This window comes from Nocardioides sp. Root240 (assembly GCF_001428825.1).
Lineage (GTDB): Bacteria > Actinomycetota > Actinomycetes > Propionibacteriales > Nocardioidaceae > Nocardioides.
Genome location: NZ_LMIT01000009.1, coordinates 293,325 through 311,136, shown reverse-complemented (window position 1 = coordinate 311,136; position 17,812 = coordinate 293,325). Strand labels below are relative to the sequence as shown.

The window sequence follows — 17,812 nt, the reverse complement described above, 5'->3', positions numbered from 1 at the left end:
CAGAGAACCGGGAGCCGGACCCACTTCGTCCACGAGTGTCGCTCCCCGACGAGGAGGACAGATGCGCCTGCGCGCTGTCGGCGCCGTGCTCACCGGCGTCGCACTGCTGACGACCGTCACCGCCTGTGGCGGTGACGAGAAGTCCGGATCCGACGACAAGGTCGTCACGATCGACATCACGATCAAGGACGGCAAGGTCACCCCCAGCGGCGACCGCGTCGACGTCAAGGTCGACCAGGGTGTCGACCTGGTCGTGACCGCCGACGAGCCCGGCGAGCTGCACATCCACTCCGAGCCGGAGCAGCAGCTCGACTACGACGCCGGTACGACGACGCTCCCGATCTCGATCAACCGCCCGGGTGTGGTCGCGGTCGAGTCGCACGAGCTGGACCAGGTCATCGTCCAGCTCGAGGTCCGTTGATCGCCGCCGCGATCGAGGGCACCGTCGAGGCCCACGGCATCGGCGGCCAGGCGGATCTCCCGATCTCGCTCGGCCTCGCGGTGTCGGGTGCCGTCGCGGCCCTCGTCGTCTCCTTCACCGTCCTGATCGTGGCGTGGCGCAACCCGCGCTACGACGGCCGACCGCTCGCCGGGCGCCCGGTCTGGCCGTGGCTCGACCGACTGGTCTCCTCGACCGGCTGGAAGGTGGCCCTGCGTGGGATCGGCGTGCTGCTGGCGGCGTACACGATCGCCGTCGCGGTCGCCGGCCAGGACAACCTGACCAACCCGTTCTTCGGGATCTTCTACGTGTGGTGGTGGGTCGGGCTCGTCTTCGCCTCAGCACTGCTCGGTCCGGTGTGGCGGGCGATCAGCCCGGTGCGCACGCTCAACGCCCTCATCGCGCGGGTCGCGGGCAGCGACCCCGACGCCGGCCTGACGGCGTACCCCGATCGGCTGGGCTACTGGCCCGCCGCCATCGGCCTCTACGCCTTCGTCTGGATGGAGCTGGCGTACAAGTACCCCACCGAGCTCGGCTCGGTCCGCTTCTGGTGCGCCGTGTACGTCGGCGTGATGCTCGTCGGCGGTGCGATCTTCGGCAACCGGTTCTACGAGCGGGCCGACCCCTTCGAGGTCTACTCCTCGATGATCGCCAAGCTCTCGCCGTGGGCCCGCGACGAGGAGGGGCGCCTCGTGCTGCGCAGCCCGCTCGCGAACCTCTCCACGGTGCCCACGCTGCCGGGCCTGGTGGCTGTCGTCGGCGTTCTCTTCGGCAGCACCGCCTTCGACTCCTTCCGCGAGTCGACGTTCTGGGTGAAGACCTACCAGGACGCCAGCATCAGCAAGGTCTACCTCGACAACGTCGCCCTGCTGGTGTTCGTGCTCGTCGCGGGCGGCCTGTTCAGCCTCGCCAGCATGCTCACGCCGTCCGGGGGCGAGATCTCCCGGCGCGAGCTGCCGCGGCACTACGCCCACTCGATCGTGCCGATCGTCCTCGGCTACATCGTCGCCCACTACCTGACGCTCTTCATCGACGTCGGCACGCAGACCCTCGCCCGCGCCAGCGACCCGTTCGGCAAGGGCTGGGACATCCTCGGTACGGCGGCCGTGGAGCCGTCGTACTGGTTCTCGTACCACGCCACGACGCTCGCCACCGTCAAGGTGCTCGCCGTGGTGATCGGTCACGTCGTGGCTGCCGTGGCGGCCCACGACCGGGCACTGGCCCTGCTGCCGAAGCGGGACCAGGTGACCGGCCAGCTGCCGCTGCTGTTCGTCATGGTGACGTTCACGGCGGGCGGCCTGATGCTCCTGTTCAGCGCCTGACGCCGGTCGGCGGGCGGGCCATCGCGTCCACGAGCCTGCCGACCGCCCGGGTCAGCGGCGACTCCCCCGACTCGACCACCAGGCGTCCGGCGACCAGCGCCCGGTCGACGGCCGGTTGGTCGTCGGGGAGGAAGTGCACGTCGCGGGCACCGAAGCCGCCGAGCATCGCGACCACGTCGGCCTCGCGCCAGCCCAGTGTGGGCCGCATCCGGTTGACCACCACCCGCGGCGGGTCCGGGAGCAGCTCGTGGACGTCGGTGACGGCGCGGGCGAGGCGCGCCAGGCCGACGGGATCCGCCCCGCCGACGACGACCACCTCGTCGGCGGCCTCCAGGGCCTCGCGGGTGAGGTCGTTGCGGGCCGGGCGGCCGAGGTCGGTGGCGACGTCGGGCTCGACGCTGAAGCCGGTGTCGACGACGACCTGGCCGTGCTGGCGGGCGTGCTCGACGAGCGCGGTGAGGGTGCCGGGGCGGACCTCGGTCCAGCGGTCCGGCCGCGGTAGGCCGGTGATCACGCTCAGGCGGTCGGAGATCCGGCGCTGGACGGTGGCGAAGCGTTGCTCGACCGTCCCGGCGGCGACGAGACGGGCGGCGGCGAGCAGGCCGGAGACCTCGTCGAGGATGCCGAGCTGCTGGGCGACCGCGCCGCCGTAGGGATCGGCGTCCACGAGCAGCGTGCTCAGCCCGCGGCGCGCCAGCTCGGCCGCGATGCCGGCCGCGAGCGTGGTGCGGCCGGGTGCGCCGCCCGGGCCCCAGACGGCGATCACGCGCCCCGGCGTCAGGCCGGCTGGCCCGGGTGGCTCCGCGAGGACCTCCTCGGACGGGGACCCCGTCGGTGACGGTGCGGACGGCACGGCGGACGGCACGGCGGTCGGCACGGCGCTGTCGGCCGGCAGCGCGACCACCAGGCGGGCGAGGTCGTCGATGCGGGCCTCGTCGATGACCGTGACCAGGCCGGCGCGGGCGGCGCGCGGCTGGGCGGGCCCGGAGTCCGGGGAGACGCCGACCACGCGGACGTCGTGGCGGGCCAGCTCGTCGACGACCGTACGGTCGAGGCCGGCGAGTTCGACAGCGAGCACGGCGACGTCGGCCTGGCCGGTGCTCGCGGCGGCGAGGAGGTCGGCGACGTCGACGCAGCGCTTGAGCAGGACCGTGCCGGGGTGGGACTGCAGCGCCGACAGCGCGCGACCCTCCCACGCGGCACCGGTCGAGACCAGCAGGACGACGGTGGGCGGGTTGCTCATGAGCGCTGGAGGATCCGGATGACCGGGTCGCCGAGGCCGCTCAGCAGCTGCTCGAAGGCGGCCGCGCGCTCGTCGTCGACCGCGACCACGACCTGACGGGTGCCGGAGACGGCGAAGGTGTCGTCGTAGCCCGGCGCCGCGACGACGGTCACACCGCTCAGGGCCGGCCCGTCCGTGCCGGCCGTGGCGTCGTCGTCCCGCGCCCGGTCCCTGTCGGCGGTCCCGTCACTGATCCAGACGTCGACGACCGAGCCGGCGGCCACGTCGGGCGGCACCCGTTGCGGGTCGACGGCGAGCGGCACCTGGAGCACGTCGGTGCGCTCGGCGTCGCCCACCGCGGACCGCGCGAGGAGCTCGCCCGCACCCACGGCACGCGTCAGGACCAGGCCGTCCGGCACCGGCTGGTCGGCCGGGAAGTAGCGGTCGAGGACGTCGCCGTCACCGAAGCGGACGCGCTCCACGGCGAGGTCGGCCGCGACGACCGGTGTGCCGCTCCCCCGGTCGTCGACGACGGCCCAGACCGCCACCGTGTCGTCGGCGGCCGCCAGCAGGCGGGCACCGAGCACGACCGAGCCGGCGACGAGGAGTACGCCGAGCCACAACCTGGGGTCACGCCAGCCGGGCCGGGCCACGCGAGTGGCCGGGGGCGGGGCAGGCGTGCCCGGAGAGTTCCCGAGATCTCTGGACACGGGCACATCATGCCCCCGACCCCCGTCGGGGTCACCCGGTCGTCCACAGGCCCACTCGTCCACAGGAGGGGCGTGCCGTGTCGGGCATCGTTGCCGCGGGTGCGACGATGGGGCCATGGCCGACAACTCGAGGTTCCTCACCCTCGCCGACGTCGCCGAGGTGCTCAACACGTCGAGCGCCCAGGTCTACGCGCTGGTCCGCCGCGGCGAGCTGCCCGCGATCAAGGTCGGCGGCCGCGGCCAGTGGCGGGTCGAGCGGTCGCGGCTCGAGGACTACATCGCCGAGCAGTACCGCCAGACCGAGCAGTACGTCGCCGAGCACCCCTTCGTCGACACCGACGCCGACTGAGGAGTTCCGCAGGCGTCAGCCGTCCTCGCCGTCGAGAGTGACCTTGACCTTGCGCTGCTCCGAGCCGCGCTCGATGGTGAACTCGATCGACTGACCGGGCTGGAAGGTCCGGATCGCGACGATCAGCGAGATGCCGTCGGCGACCCGGGAGCCGTTGACGTGCGTGATCAGGTCGCCCTTGCGCAGTCCCGCGGCCTTGGCCGGGCTGTCGGGGAGGATCTCGTCGAGCACCGCACCGTCACCGGTCGGGATGCCACCGGTCTTCACCTTCGCGCCGATGACGGGGTACTGCGCCTTGCCGGACTTGAGGATCTGGTCGGCGGTGACCCGGACCTGCTCGACCGGGATCGCGAACCCGACGCCGATGTTGCCGGCCTCCTTGTCGACCGAGCCGCCGCCGGCGGTGGCGATGGCGGAGTTGACGCCGATGACCTCGCCCTTCTGGTTGACGAGCGGGCCGCCGGAGTTGCCGGGGTTGATCGCCGCGTCGGTCTGCACGGCGTCGATGTACGAGGACTCGGAGGCCGTGGCCCCCGTGGTCACCGGGCGGTGGAGGTAGCTGACGATGCCCGAGGTGACCGTGTCGGCCAGGCTCAGCGGCGAGCCGATGGCGACGACGGGCTCGCCGACCTGGAGCTTGCGCGAGTAGCCCAGCTTGGCGGGCGTGAGCTTGTCGTGCTTCTCCACGTAGAGGATCGCGAGGTCGTAGACCGGGCTGCGGCCGACCACCTCGGCGTCGTAGCGGTTGCGGTCGTGGTCGATGACGACGATCGGGCCGTTGTCCTTCGCGGCCTCGGCGACGACGTGGTTGTTGGTCACGATGTGGCCGTCGGCGTCCATCACCCAGCCGGAGCCGGTGGCGCCGGCGGCCTCGCCGTTGTACTCCGCGAGGATCTGGACGGTGCTGGGCAGGACGGCCTTGGCGACGGCCGCGACCGAGCCGGGGGCGGCGAGCGGCGCGGACTGCTCGAGGTCGACGTCGGAGAGGCCGCCGTCGGCGTACCCGGACCCGGAGGTGTCGTCACCGGCGACCTTGTCGTAGCCCAGCGCGCCCAGGAAGCCGCCGCCGAGACCGACGACGAGCGCCACGAGGACGACGAGGGACAGCCGCTTGGCAACGCCGGCGCCCTCGGCGGACGGACGGCGCACGGTGAGGTCCGCCGGCTGGGGCGGGACCGGCGGTGCGGGCGGCATCAGCGACGGCGCCATCGGTGCGGTCAGCTGGTCGCTCGGAAGCACGGCCGTGGGCTCGGGTGCGACGGGCGCCACCGCCGCCGGCGCGGGGGCGTCAGGGAGCCGATCGGCCCCCGGAGCGGGCGGCGCCCACTGCGAGACCGGCTCGAAGGCTTCGGTGGGCTCCCGGTCGGCGTCGTGCTCGTCGTTCACCCGCCCATCATGGCCGATCGCCCCTGAGGGCTCGGGTCAGGGCCGCTTGCGGAAGATCGGCACCGACTGCCCGGGACCGCCGGACGAGGGCGTCGAGACCGGCGTCGGCGTGGCGGGCACCGAGCTGTTGTTGATCTGGGTGACCGGTGGGCGACGGTCTGCGGGCGGGGTGGAGCCGGACGTGAAGCCGAGAGCGACCACCCCGAGGATGGCGGCGCCGACGGCGCTGCCGCCCAGCATCACGGCTCCGGTACGACGACCGGCGTGGCCCGTCGCGGGAGTGCCGGCCAGCAGCGCGTCCCCCGGCGGCATGCTCATCAACGAGCCCTTGAGGCCCGAGGGGACCTCCCGCTCGCCCGAGCAGAGGCCGGCGAGCCGGGTCTTGACCCAGCCCTCCCGCTCGACGAGGTCGCGGCAGGCGTGGCAGGCGTAGACGTGCGCCCAGGCCTCCTCGGCGTCCTTGGCCGAGAGCTGGCCGTCGAGCAGGGCGCTGACGCGGGTGCCGAGGTGACCGATCACGGGGCGCCCACCGGGGTCACGGGCCCGGCGTACTGGGTGCGGCCGGCCGTCGGGGCGCGGTGGGCGAGCGCGGTGCGGAGCAGGCCGCGGCCACGGTGGATCCGCGAGCGCACCGTGCCCAGCTTGGCGCCGAGGATCTCGGCGATCTCCTCGTAGCTGAGGCCCTCGATGTCGCAGAGGACGACGGCGGCTCGGAAGTCGGGCGGGAGGGACGCGAGCGCGGCCTCGACGTCGTCGTCGAAGGTCTGGTCGGCGTACGCCAGCTCGGGGGCGGGCGAGGCGCTGGCGATCCGCGCGGCGCGCTCGTCGGAGAGGGCATCGAACCGGATCCGCTGCTTGCGGCGGGCCTGGTCGAGGAAGAGGTTGGTGGTGATCCGGTGCAGCCAGCCCTCGAACGTGCCGGGCGTGTAGGTGTGCAGCGAGCGGAAGACGCGCACGAAGACCTCCTGGGTGAGGTCCTCGGCGTCGTGGCGGTTGCCCGTCAGGCGCAGGGCCAGACGGTAGACACGGTCGGAGTGCTCCTCGACGATGCTCTCCCAGGAAAGGTCCTGGGGCTGGGGATCGACGGGCTCCTTCATCGTGGCCTTCTTCCGCTGGATCAGTGCCAAGGGTCTCCTGGCTCCTCTCACCGTAGGGGTCGGTCCTGAGCGTTCCCTGTGAACAACCCCAACGAACGGCATGGACCCGGTGTTCCCCGCCTCCGACGTCCCGGGACCCTCAGGTCCTAGGCTGGGACCGTGGCTCCGACACCGATCGACTCGACCAGCTGGACCTTCGCCGACACCTACGTCGACGAGGACGACGTCCTGGCCGCGGCCCGGGCACGCGCGGCAGAGGTCGGCGTGACGCCGATCGGCGCCGGCTCCGGCGCCACGCTGCGCTTCCTCGCCTCGGTGCTCGAGGCCCGCGCGGTCGTCGAGATCGGCACCGGCACCGGCGTCTCCGGCGTGTGGATGCTGCGCGGGATGCGTCCCGACGGCGTGCTGACCACCGTCGACGTCGAGGCCGAGCACCAGCGGCTGGCCCGCGAGTCCTTCAAGGACGCCGGCGTCGCCCCGCAGCGGGTGCGCACGATCGCGGGCTCCGCGCTCGACGTGCTGCCGCGGCTGACGGACGGGCACTACGACATCGTGTTCGCCGACGGCGACAAGCGCGAGTACGGCGCCTACCTGTCCGAGGCCCTGCGGCTGCTGCGCCCCGGCGGCGTGGTCGCGTTCGACAACGCCCTCTGGCACGGCCGGGTCGCCGACCCCGCCCAGCGCGACGAGGAGACCGTCGCCGTCCGCGATCTCGTGCAGCAGGTCGCCGCGGCCGAGGGCCTGGTGCCCGTGCTGCTGCCCGTCGGGGACGGGATGCTGCTCGCCAAGAAGGAATGGGTTCCCGAGTCAGACTGACCCGACCGGCTCGGGCGTCCCGAGCCAGGTCAGCAGCAGGCGCGCCCCGAAGCCCGAGGGACCGACGGTCCACTCGTGCCACTCCTTCTCGACGTCGCCGACGGAGGCGATGTCGAGGTGCGCCCAGCGGACGTCGCCGACGAAGTGCTGCAGGAACAGCGCGGCCGTGATCGCGCCGGCACCGCCGGGGTCGTTGCTGGCGTCGGCGACCTTCGAGGCGAGCTTGTCCTCGTAGCCGGCGTACAGCGGGAAGCGCCACAGCGGCTCCCCCGCCCGGTCGCCGGCGTCGCGCAGCACGTCGGCGAGGGCGTCGTCGTTGGCGAACAGGCCGCCGACCTGCTGGCCGAGCGCGACCTTGACCGCACCCGTGAGGGTCGCGACGTCGACGAGCACGGCCGGGTCGAGCTCGGCGACGGCGTAGGCCAGGGCGTCGGCGAGGACCAGGCGGCCCTCGGCGTCGGTGTTGCCGACCTCGGTCGTGCGACCGCCCCAGTGGGTGATCACGTCACCGGGGCGCAGCGCGCTGCCGGAGATGGCGTTCTCGGCGGCGGCGACCAGGCCGACCACCCGCACGGGGCAGTCGACGTCGGCGAGCGCGGCCATGGTCGCGAGGACGACGGCGCCACCGGTCATGTCGCGCTTCATCGAGCCCATCGATGCGGCGGGCTTGATGGACAGGCCGCCGGTGTCGAAGGTGATGCCCTTGCCGACCAGCACCACGAGCGGGAGCTTCTTCGCCGCACGGGCCGAGACGCCGGCGGGCGTGTAGTCGAGGCGGATCAGGCGCGGCGGGGTCGCGGACGCGGCGCCGACGGCGAGGATGCCGCCGAAGCCGTCCTTCGCGAGCTGCTGCTCGTCCCAGACCTCGATGCCGAGGCCGGACGCGGCGGCGACGTCGGCCGCCTGCTCGGCCAGCCAGGCCGGGTTCTTGAGGTTGGACGGGACCGTGGCGAGCAGTCGGGAGCGCCAGCCGGCACCGCCGAGGGCGACGGCGCGCTCGAGGACGCCACGGTCAGCGGTCACGGTCGGGCCGGCGAGGACGACGCGCCGCGGCGGCTCGTGCTGCGGGCCCTTCGAGCGCCAGTGGAACTCGAAGCCGCCCAGCATGGTGCCGACCACGAACGCCTCGAGCGCGTCGTCGGCGTCGGGGTGGACCGTCGGGATCGACGTCGCCACCGCGCCGCGGTCACGGGCGGCCCGCGCGAGCGCGGCACCGGCCCGGCGCAGGTCGATGATCTGCGCGGCTCCGACCCCGACCAGCAGCACGACGCGCAGGTCGGGGTTCGTCGCCGAGCCCTCCGGGACGGGTACGACGGCGACCTCCGCCGTCGCGCCGGTCAGCCCGTGCACCTCGGCGATGCCCACCAGGTCGAGGCCCAGCTCGTCAGCGAGCTCGGCAGCACCGGGTCCGAGCAGCACCGGCTCGCCGTCGTCGCCGGGCAGCACCGGGAGGGCGACGACATCGACGCCCTTGATGGCACCCGGGAGCAGCTCGCTCAACGCGAACTCGGGAGGGTTGACCTGTCCCGGGAGCACCGGGGCCGGTCGGGTGGAGCGGGGTGAGGTCACCCGACGACGTTCTTGAGCGCTTCGCCGAGCGCGGAAGCCTCCTCGGCGTTGAGCTCGACCACGAGCCGGCCACCGCCCTCGAGCGGGACGCGCATGACGATGCCGCGACCCTCCTTGGTGACCTCGAGCGGACCGTCGCCGGTCCGAGGCTTCATCGCCGCCATGCGGCACCCCTCTTCCACTACCTCAGCGTGCTGTCGGACGCCCTGTGCACCCGACTGTGCGCCGGACCATTATCGCCCATGCCACACGATGCTTGCAGCGACCCTCGGTGTTTCGACCGCTCAGGGCCTCCATGGCTCACACGCGCTCGGCGGCGAGAGTCGCATCGAGGTACGCCGCGATGCTGTCGCCCTCGTCACCCTCGTAGCGAGCGCGGGCCCGACCGATGGGGTTCTCCAGCGCGCCCGAGGGCATCACCACCACGGGAACCGGCGCGTGGTCCGGGTGCTCCACCCAGCGCGCTCCCGGGACGGTGCGGACGATGATCTCGCCGACGTACGCGCCGGCGGCCCAGACGTCCTCGTTGTCGGCGGCGTCGCTGCGGTCGGGGCGGCGCGACCACTGGTCGAGGAAGGACTCGACCTGGTCGACGCTCTCGGTCGAGAAGTCGAGGATGTCGGTGCCGGCGGGGTGCGCCAGCGCCCACTCCTCGGCCGTGGTGCGCACGGCAGCGCCGGGCTCCGCGAGCTCCGGCTGGGCCACCGCGTCGGCCGGGCGCCCGGCCTCCATCTCGGACGCGAGGCGCGCGAGCAGGGCGTCGACCTCGGACATCCGGTAGCCGCGGAGGGCCAGGGAGAAGCGGACCTTGCGCAGGTCGCCGGCGCCGACCGGACGGTGGGCGGGCACGAGGGCGTCCGGCCGGTCGTCGTAGGACGGCACCATCGGCTCGCCGTGCCCGGCCGCCAGCATCGCGACCCCGCCCATGGCGAGCACGACGAGGACCGCGAACACCCACATCATCGGATCGGACACCGCTGCCTCACTGGTGCCGCTCGCGGGCCGCGACCATGAGCGCGACGGCCTCGTCGACGTCGTCGGTCAGGGTGAGCATGTCGAGGTCGGTCTGCTTGATGCGCGCGTCCTCGAGCATCGAGCCCTGCATCCAGTCGATCAGTCCCTGCCAGTGCTCGACGCCCATCAAGACGATCGGGAACTGCGTGATCTTGAGCGTCTGGGCGAGCGTCATGGCCTCGAACAGCTCGTCGAGGGTGCCGAGGCCGCCGGGCAGCACGACGTAGCCCTGGGAGTACTTCACGAACATCATCTTGCGGACGAAGAAGTACCGGAAGTTGAGCCCGAAGCCGACGTAGTCGTTGAGCTTGGCCTCCCACGGCAGCTCGATGCCCAGGCCGATGCTCTCGCCGCCGGCCTCCATCGCGCCCTTGTTGGCGGCCTCCATCGCGCCCGGGCCACCGCCGGTGATGACCGCGAAGCCGGCCCCGGCCAGGGCCGCACCGACGCGCACGCCGATGTCGTACGCCGGGTGCGTGGCCGGGATCCGCGCGGACCCGAACACCGAGATCGCCGGACCCACCTCCGCGAGGTCGTTGAAGCCCTCGACGAACTCGGCCTGGATCTTCAGCACCCGCCAGGTGTCGGTGTGGACCCAGCCGCCGTCGCCGCGGCTGTCGAGCAGCCGCTGGTCGGTGGTGGAGCCCTCCGGGCGTCCCTTGCTGGGTCGGGGGCCGGGACTGCTGCGCCTCGTCATGAGTGCTCCTCCGTGTCGTCGGACTGGCCCAGCAGCCACGCCCGCAGCTGCTGCTCACACCGCTCGATCTGCGCGGTCTCCACGTGCTCGTCCTGCTTGTGGGCCAGCATCGGGTCACCCGGACCGTAGTTGACCGCCGGCACGCCGAGCACCGTGAACCGGGCGACGTCCGTCCACCCGAACTTCGGGTTCACGTCACCTCCGACCGCGTCGATGAAGGCCTGGGCGGCCGGGCGCTCCAGACCCGGCAGGGCGCCCGGCGCGGAGTCGGTCAGCGTGATCGCGAAGCCGTCGAAGAACTCCTCGACGAACGCGAGGGCGTCGGCCTCCGAGCGATCCGGCGCGAAGCGGAAGTTGACCGTGACCACGCACTCGTCGGGGATCACGTTGCCCGCGACTCCCCCGCGGATCCCGACCGCGTTGAGACCCTCGTGGTACTCGAGGCCGTCGATGACCGGCTTGCGGGCGACGTACCCGTTGAGGCGGGCCAGCACCTCGGCCGCCCCGTGGATGGCGTTCACGCCGCGCCAGCTGCGGGCCGAGTGGGCGCGCTCGCCCGTCGTGCGCACGTCGACGCGGAGCGTGCCCTGGCAGCCCGCCTCGACGCCGGCGTTCGACGGCTCCATCAGGATCGCGAAGTCGGCCTGCAGCAGCTCGGGGTCGGACTCCCCCAGCAGGCGCAGCCCGTTGTAGGCCGAGTCGATCTCCTCGGCCTCGTAGAGCACGTAGGTCACGTCGTGCACCGGCTCGGTGACGGTGGCCGCGAGCTTGAGGATGACCGCGTCGCCGCCCTTCATGTCGCAGGTGCCGAGGCCGTGCAGGATCCCGGCGGCCTCGTCGAGCCGGCTCGGCATGTTGTCGTTGACCGGCACCGTGTCGAGGTGGCCGGCGATCACGACCCGGCTGGGCCGGCCGAGGTCGGTGCGCGCGACGATCGTGTGGCCACGGCGGGTGAGCGTGAGGTGCGGCAGAGCCTGCAGGGCGGCCTCGACCGCGTCGGCGATCTCCTGCTCGTCACGGCTCACGGACTCGATGTCGACGAGCTGGCGGGTCAGGGTGACGACGTCGGCGTGGAGGTCGATGGCGGGCACGGGTGCTAGTCAACCAGCCGTGCCGTGACGGCCGGCGCAGCCCCGCGGGCCGGGCGCCGGGTCAGTGGAAGATGCGGCTGGTCACCTGCGCCAGTGCGACGACCTCGCCGTCGAGGTCGCGGACGACGACCTGGCTGTGCGTCGCCGACCGGGTACGACGCAGCACCGTCGCCGTGGCGGTGAGGTCGGAGCCGGCCGCGCCGGCGTACGAGACGTCGAGCTGGGTGGTGGCGCCGCCCGTGGCGGCGTCGCCCGGGGTGAGGCCGGAGGCTGAGGCCGCGGCGCCCGCGACGTCGACCAGCGTGGCGACCACCCCGCCGTGCAGGACGCCGGGGACGGTGGTCAGGTCGTGGCGGAAGGCCAGGCGGAGGGTGACCTCCTCGGGCGCGGCCGCGACCACCTCGATGCCGAGGGCGCGGGTGACCGGGGAACCGGCCAGGACATCGTCGATCCAGGTACGGGCGAGCGTGTGCATGCGTCCATGGTCAGGAGAAGCAGGCCGGCCGGCCATGACCTCGGGGGTCATGACCGGCCGGCCGGGATGCGCAGGCGGCTCAGGCGATGGCGAGCAGCAGGGCCGCCTTCTCGCCGTCACCGACGACGACCTCGGTCGCGCCGGACGGGGTCTGCTCCCCCACGGAGTACGACGTCGCGAGCGTCTCGCCAGCGATGAGCCCCTCGTGGGCGCGGGCCGCGGCGAGGACCGCCGGCGTACCGCCGACCACGAGCTCGATCCGGTCGGTCACCTCGAGCCCGGAGTCGCGGCGCAGCTGCTGGACCGCCCGGACCAGGTCACGGGCGACGCCCTCCTCGGCCAGCTCCGGCGTGACCACGGTGTCGAGGACGACGAAGCCGCCCGACGGGAGCATGGCGGTGGCGACGCCCTCCGCAGCGTCACCGACGACCGTCTCCAGGGCGTACTCGCCCTCGACCAGGGCCAGCCCACCGGCAGTCACGACGCCGTCGGCGGAGACCGACCAGTCGCCGGACTTGGAGCCCTTGATCGCGAGCTGGACGTCCTTGCCGAGGCGCGGGCCGGCAGCGCGGGCGTTGACGGTGAGCTTCTGCTCGACGCCGTAGCCGGCGGCCTCGTCGGAGTCCGCGGCCAGCAGGCGCACCGCCTTGACGTTGAGCTCGTCGGCGACGATTGCCGAGAAGGGCTCGAGGGCGGCCGGGTCGGCCACCACGACGGTCAGACCAGCCAGCGGCAGGCGGTTGCGCAGCTTGGCGGCCTTGCGCAGCGCGGACGTCGACGAGCAGACCTCGCGGACCTGGTCCATCGCGGCGACGAGCGAGTCGTCCGCGGGGAGCGCGGACACGTCCGGCCAGTCGGCGAGGTGGACCGAGCGACCGCCGGTCAGGCCGCGCCAGATCTCCTCGGTCGTCAGCGGCAGCAGCGGCGCGATGGCCCGGCAGACGACGTCGAGCACGGCGGCCAGGGTCTCGAAGGCCTCCGGCTTGCCCTCCCAGAACCGCTCGCGCGAGCGCCGGACGTACCAGTTGGTCAGCACGTCGAGGAAGGTCCGGGTGGTCTCGCAGGCGTCCGCGATGGCGTAGTCGTCGAGCTCGGAGGTGAGCTTCTCGACGTACTGGCGCGTCTTGGCGAGGAGGTACCGGTCCAGGGGGTCGGTGGAGTCCGTGCGCCCCGCGGCGTCGTACTGCTCGGCGTTGGCGTAGAGCGAGAAGAAGTACCAGGTGTTCCAGAGCGGGATCATCACCTGGCGCACGGCGTCGCGGATGCCCTGCTCGGTCACCACGAGGTTGCCGCCGCGCAGGATCGGGCTCGCCATGAGGAACCAGCGCATCGCGTCGGCGCCGTCGCGGTCGAACACCTCGGCCACGTCGGGGTAGTTGCGCAGCGACTTCGACATCTTGTTGCCGTCGGAGCCGAGCACGATGCCGTGGCTGATGCACGAGGAGAACGCCGGCTTGTCGAAGAGCGCGGTCGCCAGGATGTGCAGCGTGTAGAACCAGCCGCGGGTCTGGCCGATGTACTCGACGATGAAGTCGGCCGGGAAGTGCTGCTCGAACCACTCGGCGTTCTCGAACGGGTAGTGCACCTGCCCGAACGACATCGAGCCGGAGTCGAACCACACGTCCAGCACGTCGGAGACGCGGCGCATCGTCGACTGCCCGGTCGGGTCGTCCGGGTTCGGGCGGGTCAGCTCGTCGACCCACGGACGGTGCAGGTCCGGGAGGCCCTGCGCGTTGAGCGGCAGGCGGCCGAAGTCGCGCTCGATCTCCTCGAACGAGCCGTAGACGTCGATCCGCGGGTACTCCTCGCTGTCCGACTTCCACACCGGCACGGGCGAGCCCCAGAAGCGGTTGCGGGTGATCGACCAGTCGCGGGCGTTGTCGACCCACTTGCCGAACTGGCCGTCCTTGATGTGCTCCGGCACCCAGCGGATGTCCTGGTTGAGCTCGGCCATCCGCTGCTTGATCGCGGTGACCTCGACGAACCAGCTGCTCACGCCCTTGTAGATCAGGGGCTCGCGGCAGCGCCAGCAGTGCGGGTACGAGTGGTCGTAGGTCTCGCGACGGAAGAGGACCGTGCCGGGCGTGACCGCGCCTCCGGTGTTCTTGAGGTCGTCGATGATCTGGAGGTTCGCGTCGAAGACCAGCATGCCGGCGTACTCGGCGACGGGGTGGGTGAACCGGCCGTCCTTGCCGACCGGCATGACCGGCTCGATGCCCTCGCGGTCGGTGACCTCCTTGTCGACCTCACCGAAGGCGCCGGCGCTGTGCACCAGGCCGGAGCCGTCGGTCGTCGTGACGGCCTCGTCGGCGGCGACAACGCGGAAGGCGTTCTCGTGGCCGGCGTAGTAGGAGAACGGCGGCGCGTAGGTCAGCCCCAGCAGGTCGGAGCCCTTGCCCCGCCACGCGATCGTCGGCTCGTCGCCGAGCTCGCGGGCGTACGCCGCCAGCCGGGCCTCGGCGAGCACGAGCCGCTGTCCCTCGTGCTCCGCCACGACGTAGTCGATGTCGGAGCCCACCATGACGGCGAGGTTGCTGGGCAGGGTCCACGGCGTCGTGGTCCAGATCAGCAGCTTCGCGCCCACGAGGTCGCCCGCCCGCTCGTTGGCACCGGTGATCTCGAAGCCGACCGTGACGGCCGGGTCCTGGCGCATCTGGTAGACGTCGTCGTCCATCCGCAGCTCGTGGTTCGAGAGCGGCGTCTCGTCGTTCCAGCAGTACGGCAGGACGCGGAAGCCCTCGTAGACCAGGCCCTTGTCGAACAGGCTCTTGAAGGCCCACAGCACCGACTCCATGAACTCGGGGTTCATGGTCTTGTAGTCGTTGTCGAAGTCGACCCAGCGGGCCTGGCGGGTGACGTAGTCGCGCCACTCGCCGGTGTACTTGAGCACCGACGCCCGGCAGGCGTCGTTGAACTTGTCGATGCCCATCTCGACGATCTCGTCGGTGGTCTTGATGCCGTTGAGGCGCATCGCCTCGAGCTCGGCCGGCAGGCCGTGGGTGTCCCAGCCGAAGCGGCGCTCCACGCGCTTGCCGCGCATCGTCTGGTAGCGCGGCACGATGTCCTTGACGTAGCCCGTCAGCAGGTGGCCGTAGTGCGGCAGGCCGTTGGCGAACGGCGGGCCGTCGTAGAAGACGAACTCGTTCTCGCCTCCTGCGCCGGGGTCGCGCTGCTCGACCGACGCCCGGAAGGTGTCGTCCTCGGCCCAGTAGGCCAGGATCCGCTCCTCGATCTCCGGGAAGCGCGGGGAGCCGGGCACGGCGGCTGCCGGTCGGGAGTCGGTGGTGGGGTCGGTGCTGACCTTCGGATAGGTCATCGGCCTGTGGTCTCCTGCGTCGTCGGTCCTGACACGAGGACGACGTCTGCCGCGGTACCACCTCGCTTGCCGCCCCCGACCTCGGGACGACCGCTCCTTACGGCTGTGACGGGCCTGCCCGCCGGGTTCTACTTGCCCCCTGCCGGTGCACGAGGCTTTCTTCCCGGAGCTCGCCGCTGATGACGGCTCGAACGCTGTGGTCCAAGGGTACGGCGCACCCGCCCCGACCACGAAACGGGAGCCCGCTGGGGCTCCCGTTCCGCTGGGTCGCTAGCGACAGGCGCCGGACGCCGTGGCGCCGACGGTCCAGGCCGCCATCTTGTAGCCCTGGCCGGGCTTGAGGCCGCCCTGGGTGGCCGCCGCGCCGATCTGGGCGGCGGTGCGGGTGCCCGTGTGCACCCGCACGTAGATCTCGTCGTTGCCGATCGCGTCCTCGTTGCAGGGCCAGCCCTTGATGTCGAAGGTGTAGGTCCCGGAGTTCGGGATCTCCTTCCAGCCCCACTTGATCGTGTCGTCGAAGGAAACGTCGTCACCGACCAGGTCGAAGACCACCTCGCGCATCGGCGTCGTGCCGAACTTCATCGTGGTCGTGCACGTCACGACGAGCTTGAAGTTGGCCTTGCCGTCGACGACCGACGGCTTCGGGACGCTCCACGAGCACCCGTTCTGCGTCGCCGCCGAGGCCGGTGCCGCGCTCAGCGCACCGACCGAGCCCACCACCAGCGCCACCGCGGCCGCTCGTCCCACCGTGCGCTTCGTCCGGCGCGAGAAAAAGGTCCCCATGTCTCCACCTCTGTTGCAGTGTTTCCGTCTCGAGTTCCGCCGTTCCCGGGCTCCGGCACGGCGCACGCTAGCGACTCCGCGCCACCCGGAGGAAGGAGATCCGACACTTGCTGTCGGAGCCGCTCGAGGTACGGCTGACCGACGTGCACCTACGGTGAGGCCATGACCGGCGAGCTGGCGAACTACCGCGACTACCTCTCCCACTACCGCGAGACACTCGAGCGCAAGTGCGCCGGCCTCACCCCCGAGCAGCTCGCCAGCCGCTCGGTGCCGCCGAGTTCGATGAGCCTGCTCGGGCTGGTGCGCCACCTGGCGCGGGTCGAGCACTTCTGGTTCCAGCGGGCGCTGGTGGAGGTCGACGGTGATCGCCTGCACGACGACGACGGCGACGCCGGCTTCGCCCAGGTCGAGCCGACCGAGGAGGCCGTGAGCCTCGCATGGGCGTCGTGGCGCGAGCAGGTCGCGCTGGCCGACCAGTGGCTCGACTCGGTCACCGACGAGGGCATGGGCCAGGTGGTCACCTTCCGGAGCGGCACCGACACGGCGAGCGTGCGCGACATCCTGGTCCACATGGTCGAGGAGTACGCCCGGCACTGCGGCCACGCCGACCTGCTGCGCGAGTGCATCGACGGCGCCACCGGCGAGTGACCACGGCCACGTCGTGCGCTCGCCGGTCCTCCGGCACGATGGACCGGTGAGCCACCTCCTCGACGACGCGGTCGCGTCCGAGCCCCTCGGCAACGGCGTGCACCGCGTCCAGGTCACCGCCGACTGGAACACCGCCAACCAGACGCCCAACGGCGGCTACGTCCTGGCCCTGCTGCAGCACGCGGTGCTGCAGGAGTCGGCCCACCCCGACGCGCTCAGCATCTCGATCACCTACTTCCGGCCCGCGCTGCCGGGCCCGGCCGACATCCGGGTCCGCGAGGTGCGCAAGGGCCGCCGCGTCTCGACCTACGACGCGGTGCTGGTCCAGGGCGAGAAGGAGGTCGCGCACGCGGTCGTCAGCACGCACGACTGGGACGCCGCGGGGACCACGGAGCACACGCCGCACACGGCGCCCGCCGTACCCCGGCCGGAGGAGTGTGCGGACGCGAGCGTGCTGATCCCCGGCGGCATGGTGCCGATCCTCGACCGCTACAGCTACCGCGCGCCGGTCGTGGCCGGTTGGCTGCGGGGCGAGCCGAGCGGCGTCACCGAGTCGATCTGCTGGATCCGCGCGGTCGACGGGCGGCCCGTCGACGCGCTGCTCGCGGGCGCGATGACCGACGCCTTCCCGCCGGTGACCGCCGAGATCGGGCACCTCGCCTCGGCGACGATCCAGCTGACCGTCCACTACCGCCGCCGTCCCGAGACCGTCTGGGCACTGGGCCACGTGACCACCCGCCACGTCATCGCGGGCTACCACGACGAGGACGTCGAGCTCTGGGACGAGCAGGGCCGCCTGATCGCGCAGAGCCGCCAGCTGGCGATCCTCGCCGAGGGCTGACGCGGCGGCTCGCAGGCGTCACGGGGTCGTAAGGTTT

At 72.3% G+C, this 17,812-nt stretch carries 19 protein-coding genes; 6 read left to right on the top strand and 13 right to left on the bottom strand.

Annotation, left to right across the window (positions count from 1 at the left end):
• The first annotated feature begins 61 nt into the window (after positions 1–61).
• Both ASE20_RS09500 and ASE20_RS09495 read left to right on the top strand, forming a co-directional pair.
• On the top strand, positions 62–421 hold the full coding sequence (locus ASE20_RS09500; protein WP_056894308.1) for a hypothetical protein: 360 nt from the start codon (positions 62–64) through the stop codon (positions 419–421).
• On the top strand, positions 418–1,761 hold the full coding sequence (locus tag ASE20_RS09495; RefSeq protein ID WP_082612290.1) for a hypothetical protein: 1,344 nt from the start codon (positions 418–420) through the stop codon (positions 1,759–1,761). The genes ASE20_RS09500 and ASE20_RS09495 overlap by 4 nt, the downstream gene beginning before the upstream one ends.
• On the opposite strand, the gene ASE20_RS09490 is transcribed toward ASE20_RS09495, so the two are convergent.
• Positions 1,751–3,004, bottom strand: a complete 1,254-nt coding sequence (locus ASE20_RS09490; RefSeq protein WP_056894307.1) for an AAA family ATPase — start codon at positions 3,002–3,004, stop codon at positions 1,751–1,753. The genes ASE20_RS09495 and ASE20_RS09490 overlap by 11 nt on opposite strands.
• Positions 3,001–3,693, bottom strand: coding sequence for a hypothetical protein (locus ASE20_RS09485; RefSeq protein WP_157538405.1), 693 nt, complete (start codon positions 3,691–3,693; stop codon positions 3,001–3,003). Before ASE20_RS09485 ends, ASE20_RS09490 begins: the two co-directional genes overlap by 4 nt.
• 115 nt (positions 3,694–3,808) lie before the next feature.
• Here ASE20_RS09485 and ASE20_RS09480 point away from each other — a divergent pair, with 115 nt between their 5' ends.
• Entirely contained in the window at positions 3,809–4,042 is a 234-nt protein-coding gene (locus ASE20_RS09480) for a helix-turn-helix domain-containing protein (protein ID WP_056894305.1), read from the top strand.
• A gap of 15 nt (positions 4,043–4,057) precedes the next feature.
• Here ASE20_RS09480 and ASE20_RS09475 read toward each other — a convergent pair whose 3' ends face one another.
• From ASE20_RS09475 to sigE, 3 genes are read right to left on the bottom strand one after another with little or no spacing between them, the layout of a single operon-like run.
• A complete protein-coding gene (locus tag ASE20_RS09475) occupies positions 4,058–5,428 on the bottom strand; it encodes a S1C family serine protease (protein ID WP_056894304.1) in 1,371 nt (456 codons plus the stop codon).
• A 36-nt stretch (positions 5,429–5,464) separates the two neighbouring features.
• Positions 5,465–5,947, bottom strand: a complete 483-nt coding sequence (locus ASE20_RS09470; RefSeq protein WP_056894303.1) for an anti-sigma factor family protein — start codon at positions 5,945–5,947, stop codon at positions 5,465–5,467.
• Positions 5,944–6,525: an RNA polymerase sigma factor SigE gene (sigE, locus tag ASE20_RS09465; protein WP_056894417.1), complete on the bottom strand. Its 582-nt coding sequence runs from the start codon at positions 6,523–6,525 to the stop codon at positions 5,944–5,946. Before sigE ends, ASE20_RS09470 begins: the two co-directional genes overlap by 4 nt.
• Before the next feature lie 159 nt (positions 6,526–6,684).
• Between sigE and ASE20_RS09460 the strand changes: the two genes are divergently transcribed.
• Positions 6,685–7,341, top strand: a complete 657-nt coding sequence (locus ASE20_RS09460; protein WP_056894302.1) for an O-methyltransferase — start codon at positions 6,685–6,687, stop codon at positions 7,339–7,341.
• Here ASE20_RS09460 and ASE20_RS09455 read toward each other — a convergent pair.
• The 8 genes from ASE20_RS09455 to ASE20_RS09425 form a co-directional block, all read right to left on the bottom strand.
• Entirely contained in the window at positions 7,333–8,910 is a 1,578-nt protein-coding gene (locus ASE20_RS09455) for a leucyl aminopeptidase family protein (RefSeq protein ID WP_082612289.1), read from the bottom strand. The two genes, ASE20_RS09460 and ASE20_RS09455, sit on opposite strands and share 9 nt — an antisense overlap.
• On the bottom strand, positions 8,907–9,074 hold the full coding sequence (locus tag ASE20_RS24255; protein WP_082612288.1) for a DUF3117 domain-containing protein: 168 nt from the start codon (positions 9,072–9,074) through the stop codon (positions 8,907–8,909). The genes ASE20_RS09455 and ASE20_RS24255 overlap by 4 nt, the downstream gene beginning before the upstream one ends.
• Positions 9,075–9,210: 136 nt before the next feature.
• Positions 9,211–9,885, bottom strand: coding sequence for a DUF6278 family protein (locus ASE20_RS24250; RefSeq protein ID WP_225869025.1), 675 nt, complete (start codon positions 9,883–9,885; stop codon positions 9,211–9,213).
• A 7-nt stretch (positions 9,886–9,892) separates the two neighbouring features.
• Positions 9,893–10,621 (bottom strand): TIGR00730 family Rossman fold protein, encoded by a 729-nt coding sequence (locus ASE20_RS09445; RefSeq protein ID WP_056894300.1) that lies wholly within the window; start codon positions 10,619–10,621, stop codon positions 9,893–9,895.
• Positions 10,618–11,712, bottom strand: coding sequence for a succinyl-diaminopimelate desuccinylase (dapE, locus tag ASE20_RS09440; RefSeq protein WP_056894299.1), 1,095 nt, complete (start codon positions 11,710–11,712; stop codon positions 10,618–10,620). The genes ASE20_RS09445 and dapE overlap by 4 nt, the downstream gene beginning before the upstream one ends.
• A 61-nt stretch (positions 11,713–11,773) precedes the next feature.
• On the bottom strand, positions 11,774–12,187 hold the full coding sequence (locus ASE20_RS09435; RefSeq protein WP_162260989.1) for a PaaI family thioesterase: 414 nt from the start codon (positions 12,185–12,187) through the stop codon (positions 11,774–11,776).
• Positions 12,188–12,266: 79 nt separating this feature from the next.
• Entirely contained in the window at positions 12,267–15,503 is a 3,237-nt protein-coding gene (gene ileS / locus ASE20_RS09430) for an isoleucine--tRNA ligase (protein WP_056894298.1), read from the bottom strand.
• A gap of 270 nt (positions 15,504–15,773) precedes the next feature.
• Positions 15,774–16,286: a hypothetical protein gene (locus ASE20_RS09425; RefSeq protein ID WP_157538407.1), complete on the bottom strand. Its 513-nt coding sequence runs from the start codon at positions 16,284–16,286 to the stop codon at positions 15,774–15,776.
• A gap of 162 nt (positions 16,287–16,448) precedes the next feature.
• On the opposite strand from ASE20_RS09425, the gene ASE20_RS09420 reads away from it, so the two are divergent.
• Both ASE20_RS09420 and ASE20_RS09415 read left to right on the top strand, forming a co-directional pair.
• On the top strand, positions 16,449–16,934 hold the full coding sequence (locus ASE20_RS09420; RefSeq protein ID WP_056894296.1) for a DinB family protein: 486 nt from the start codon (positions 16,449–16,451) through the stop codon (positions 16,932–16,934).
• A gap of 46 nt (positions 16,935–16,980) precedes the next feature.
• Entirely contained in the window at positions 16,981–17,775 is a 795-nt protein-coding gene (locus ASE20_RS09415) for an acyl-CoA thioesterase (protein WP_056894295.1), read from the top strand.
• The last annotated feature ends 37 nt before the right edge of the window (positions 17,776–17,812 follow it).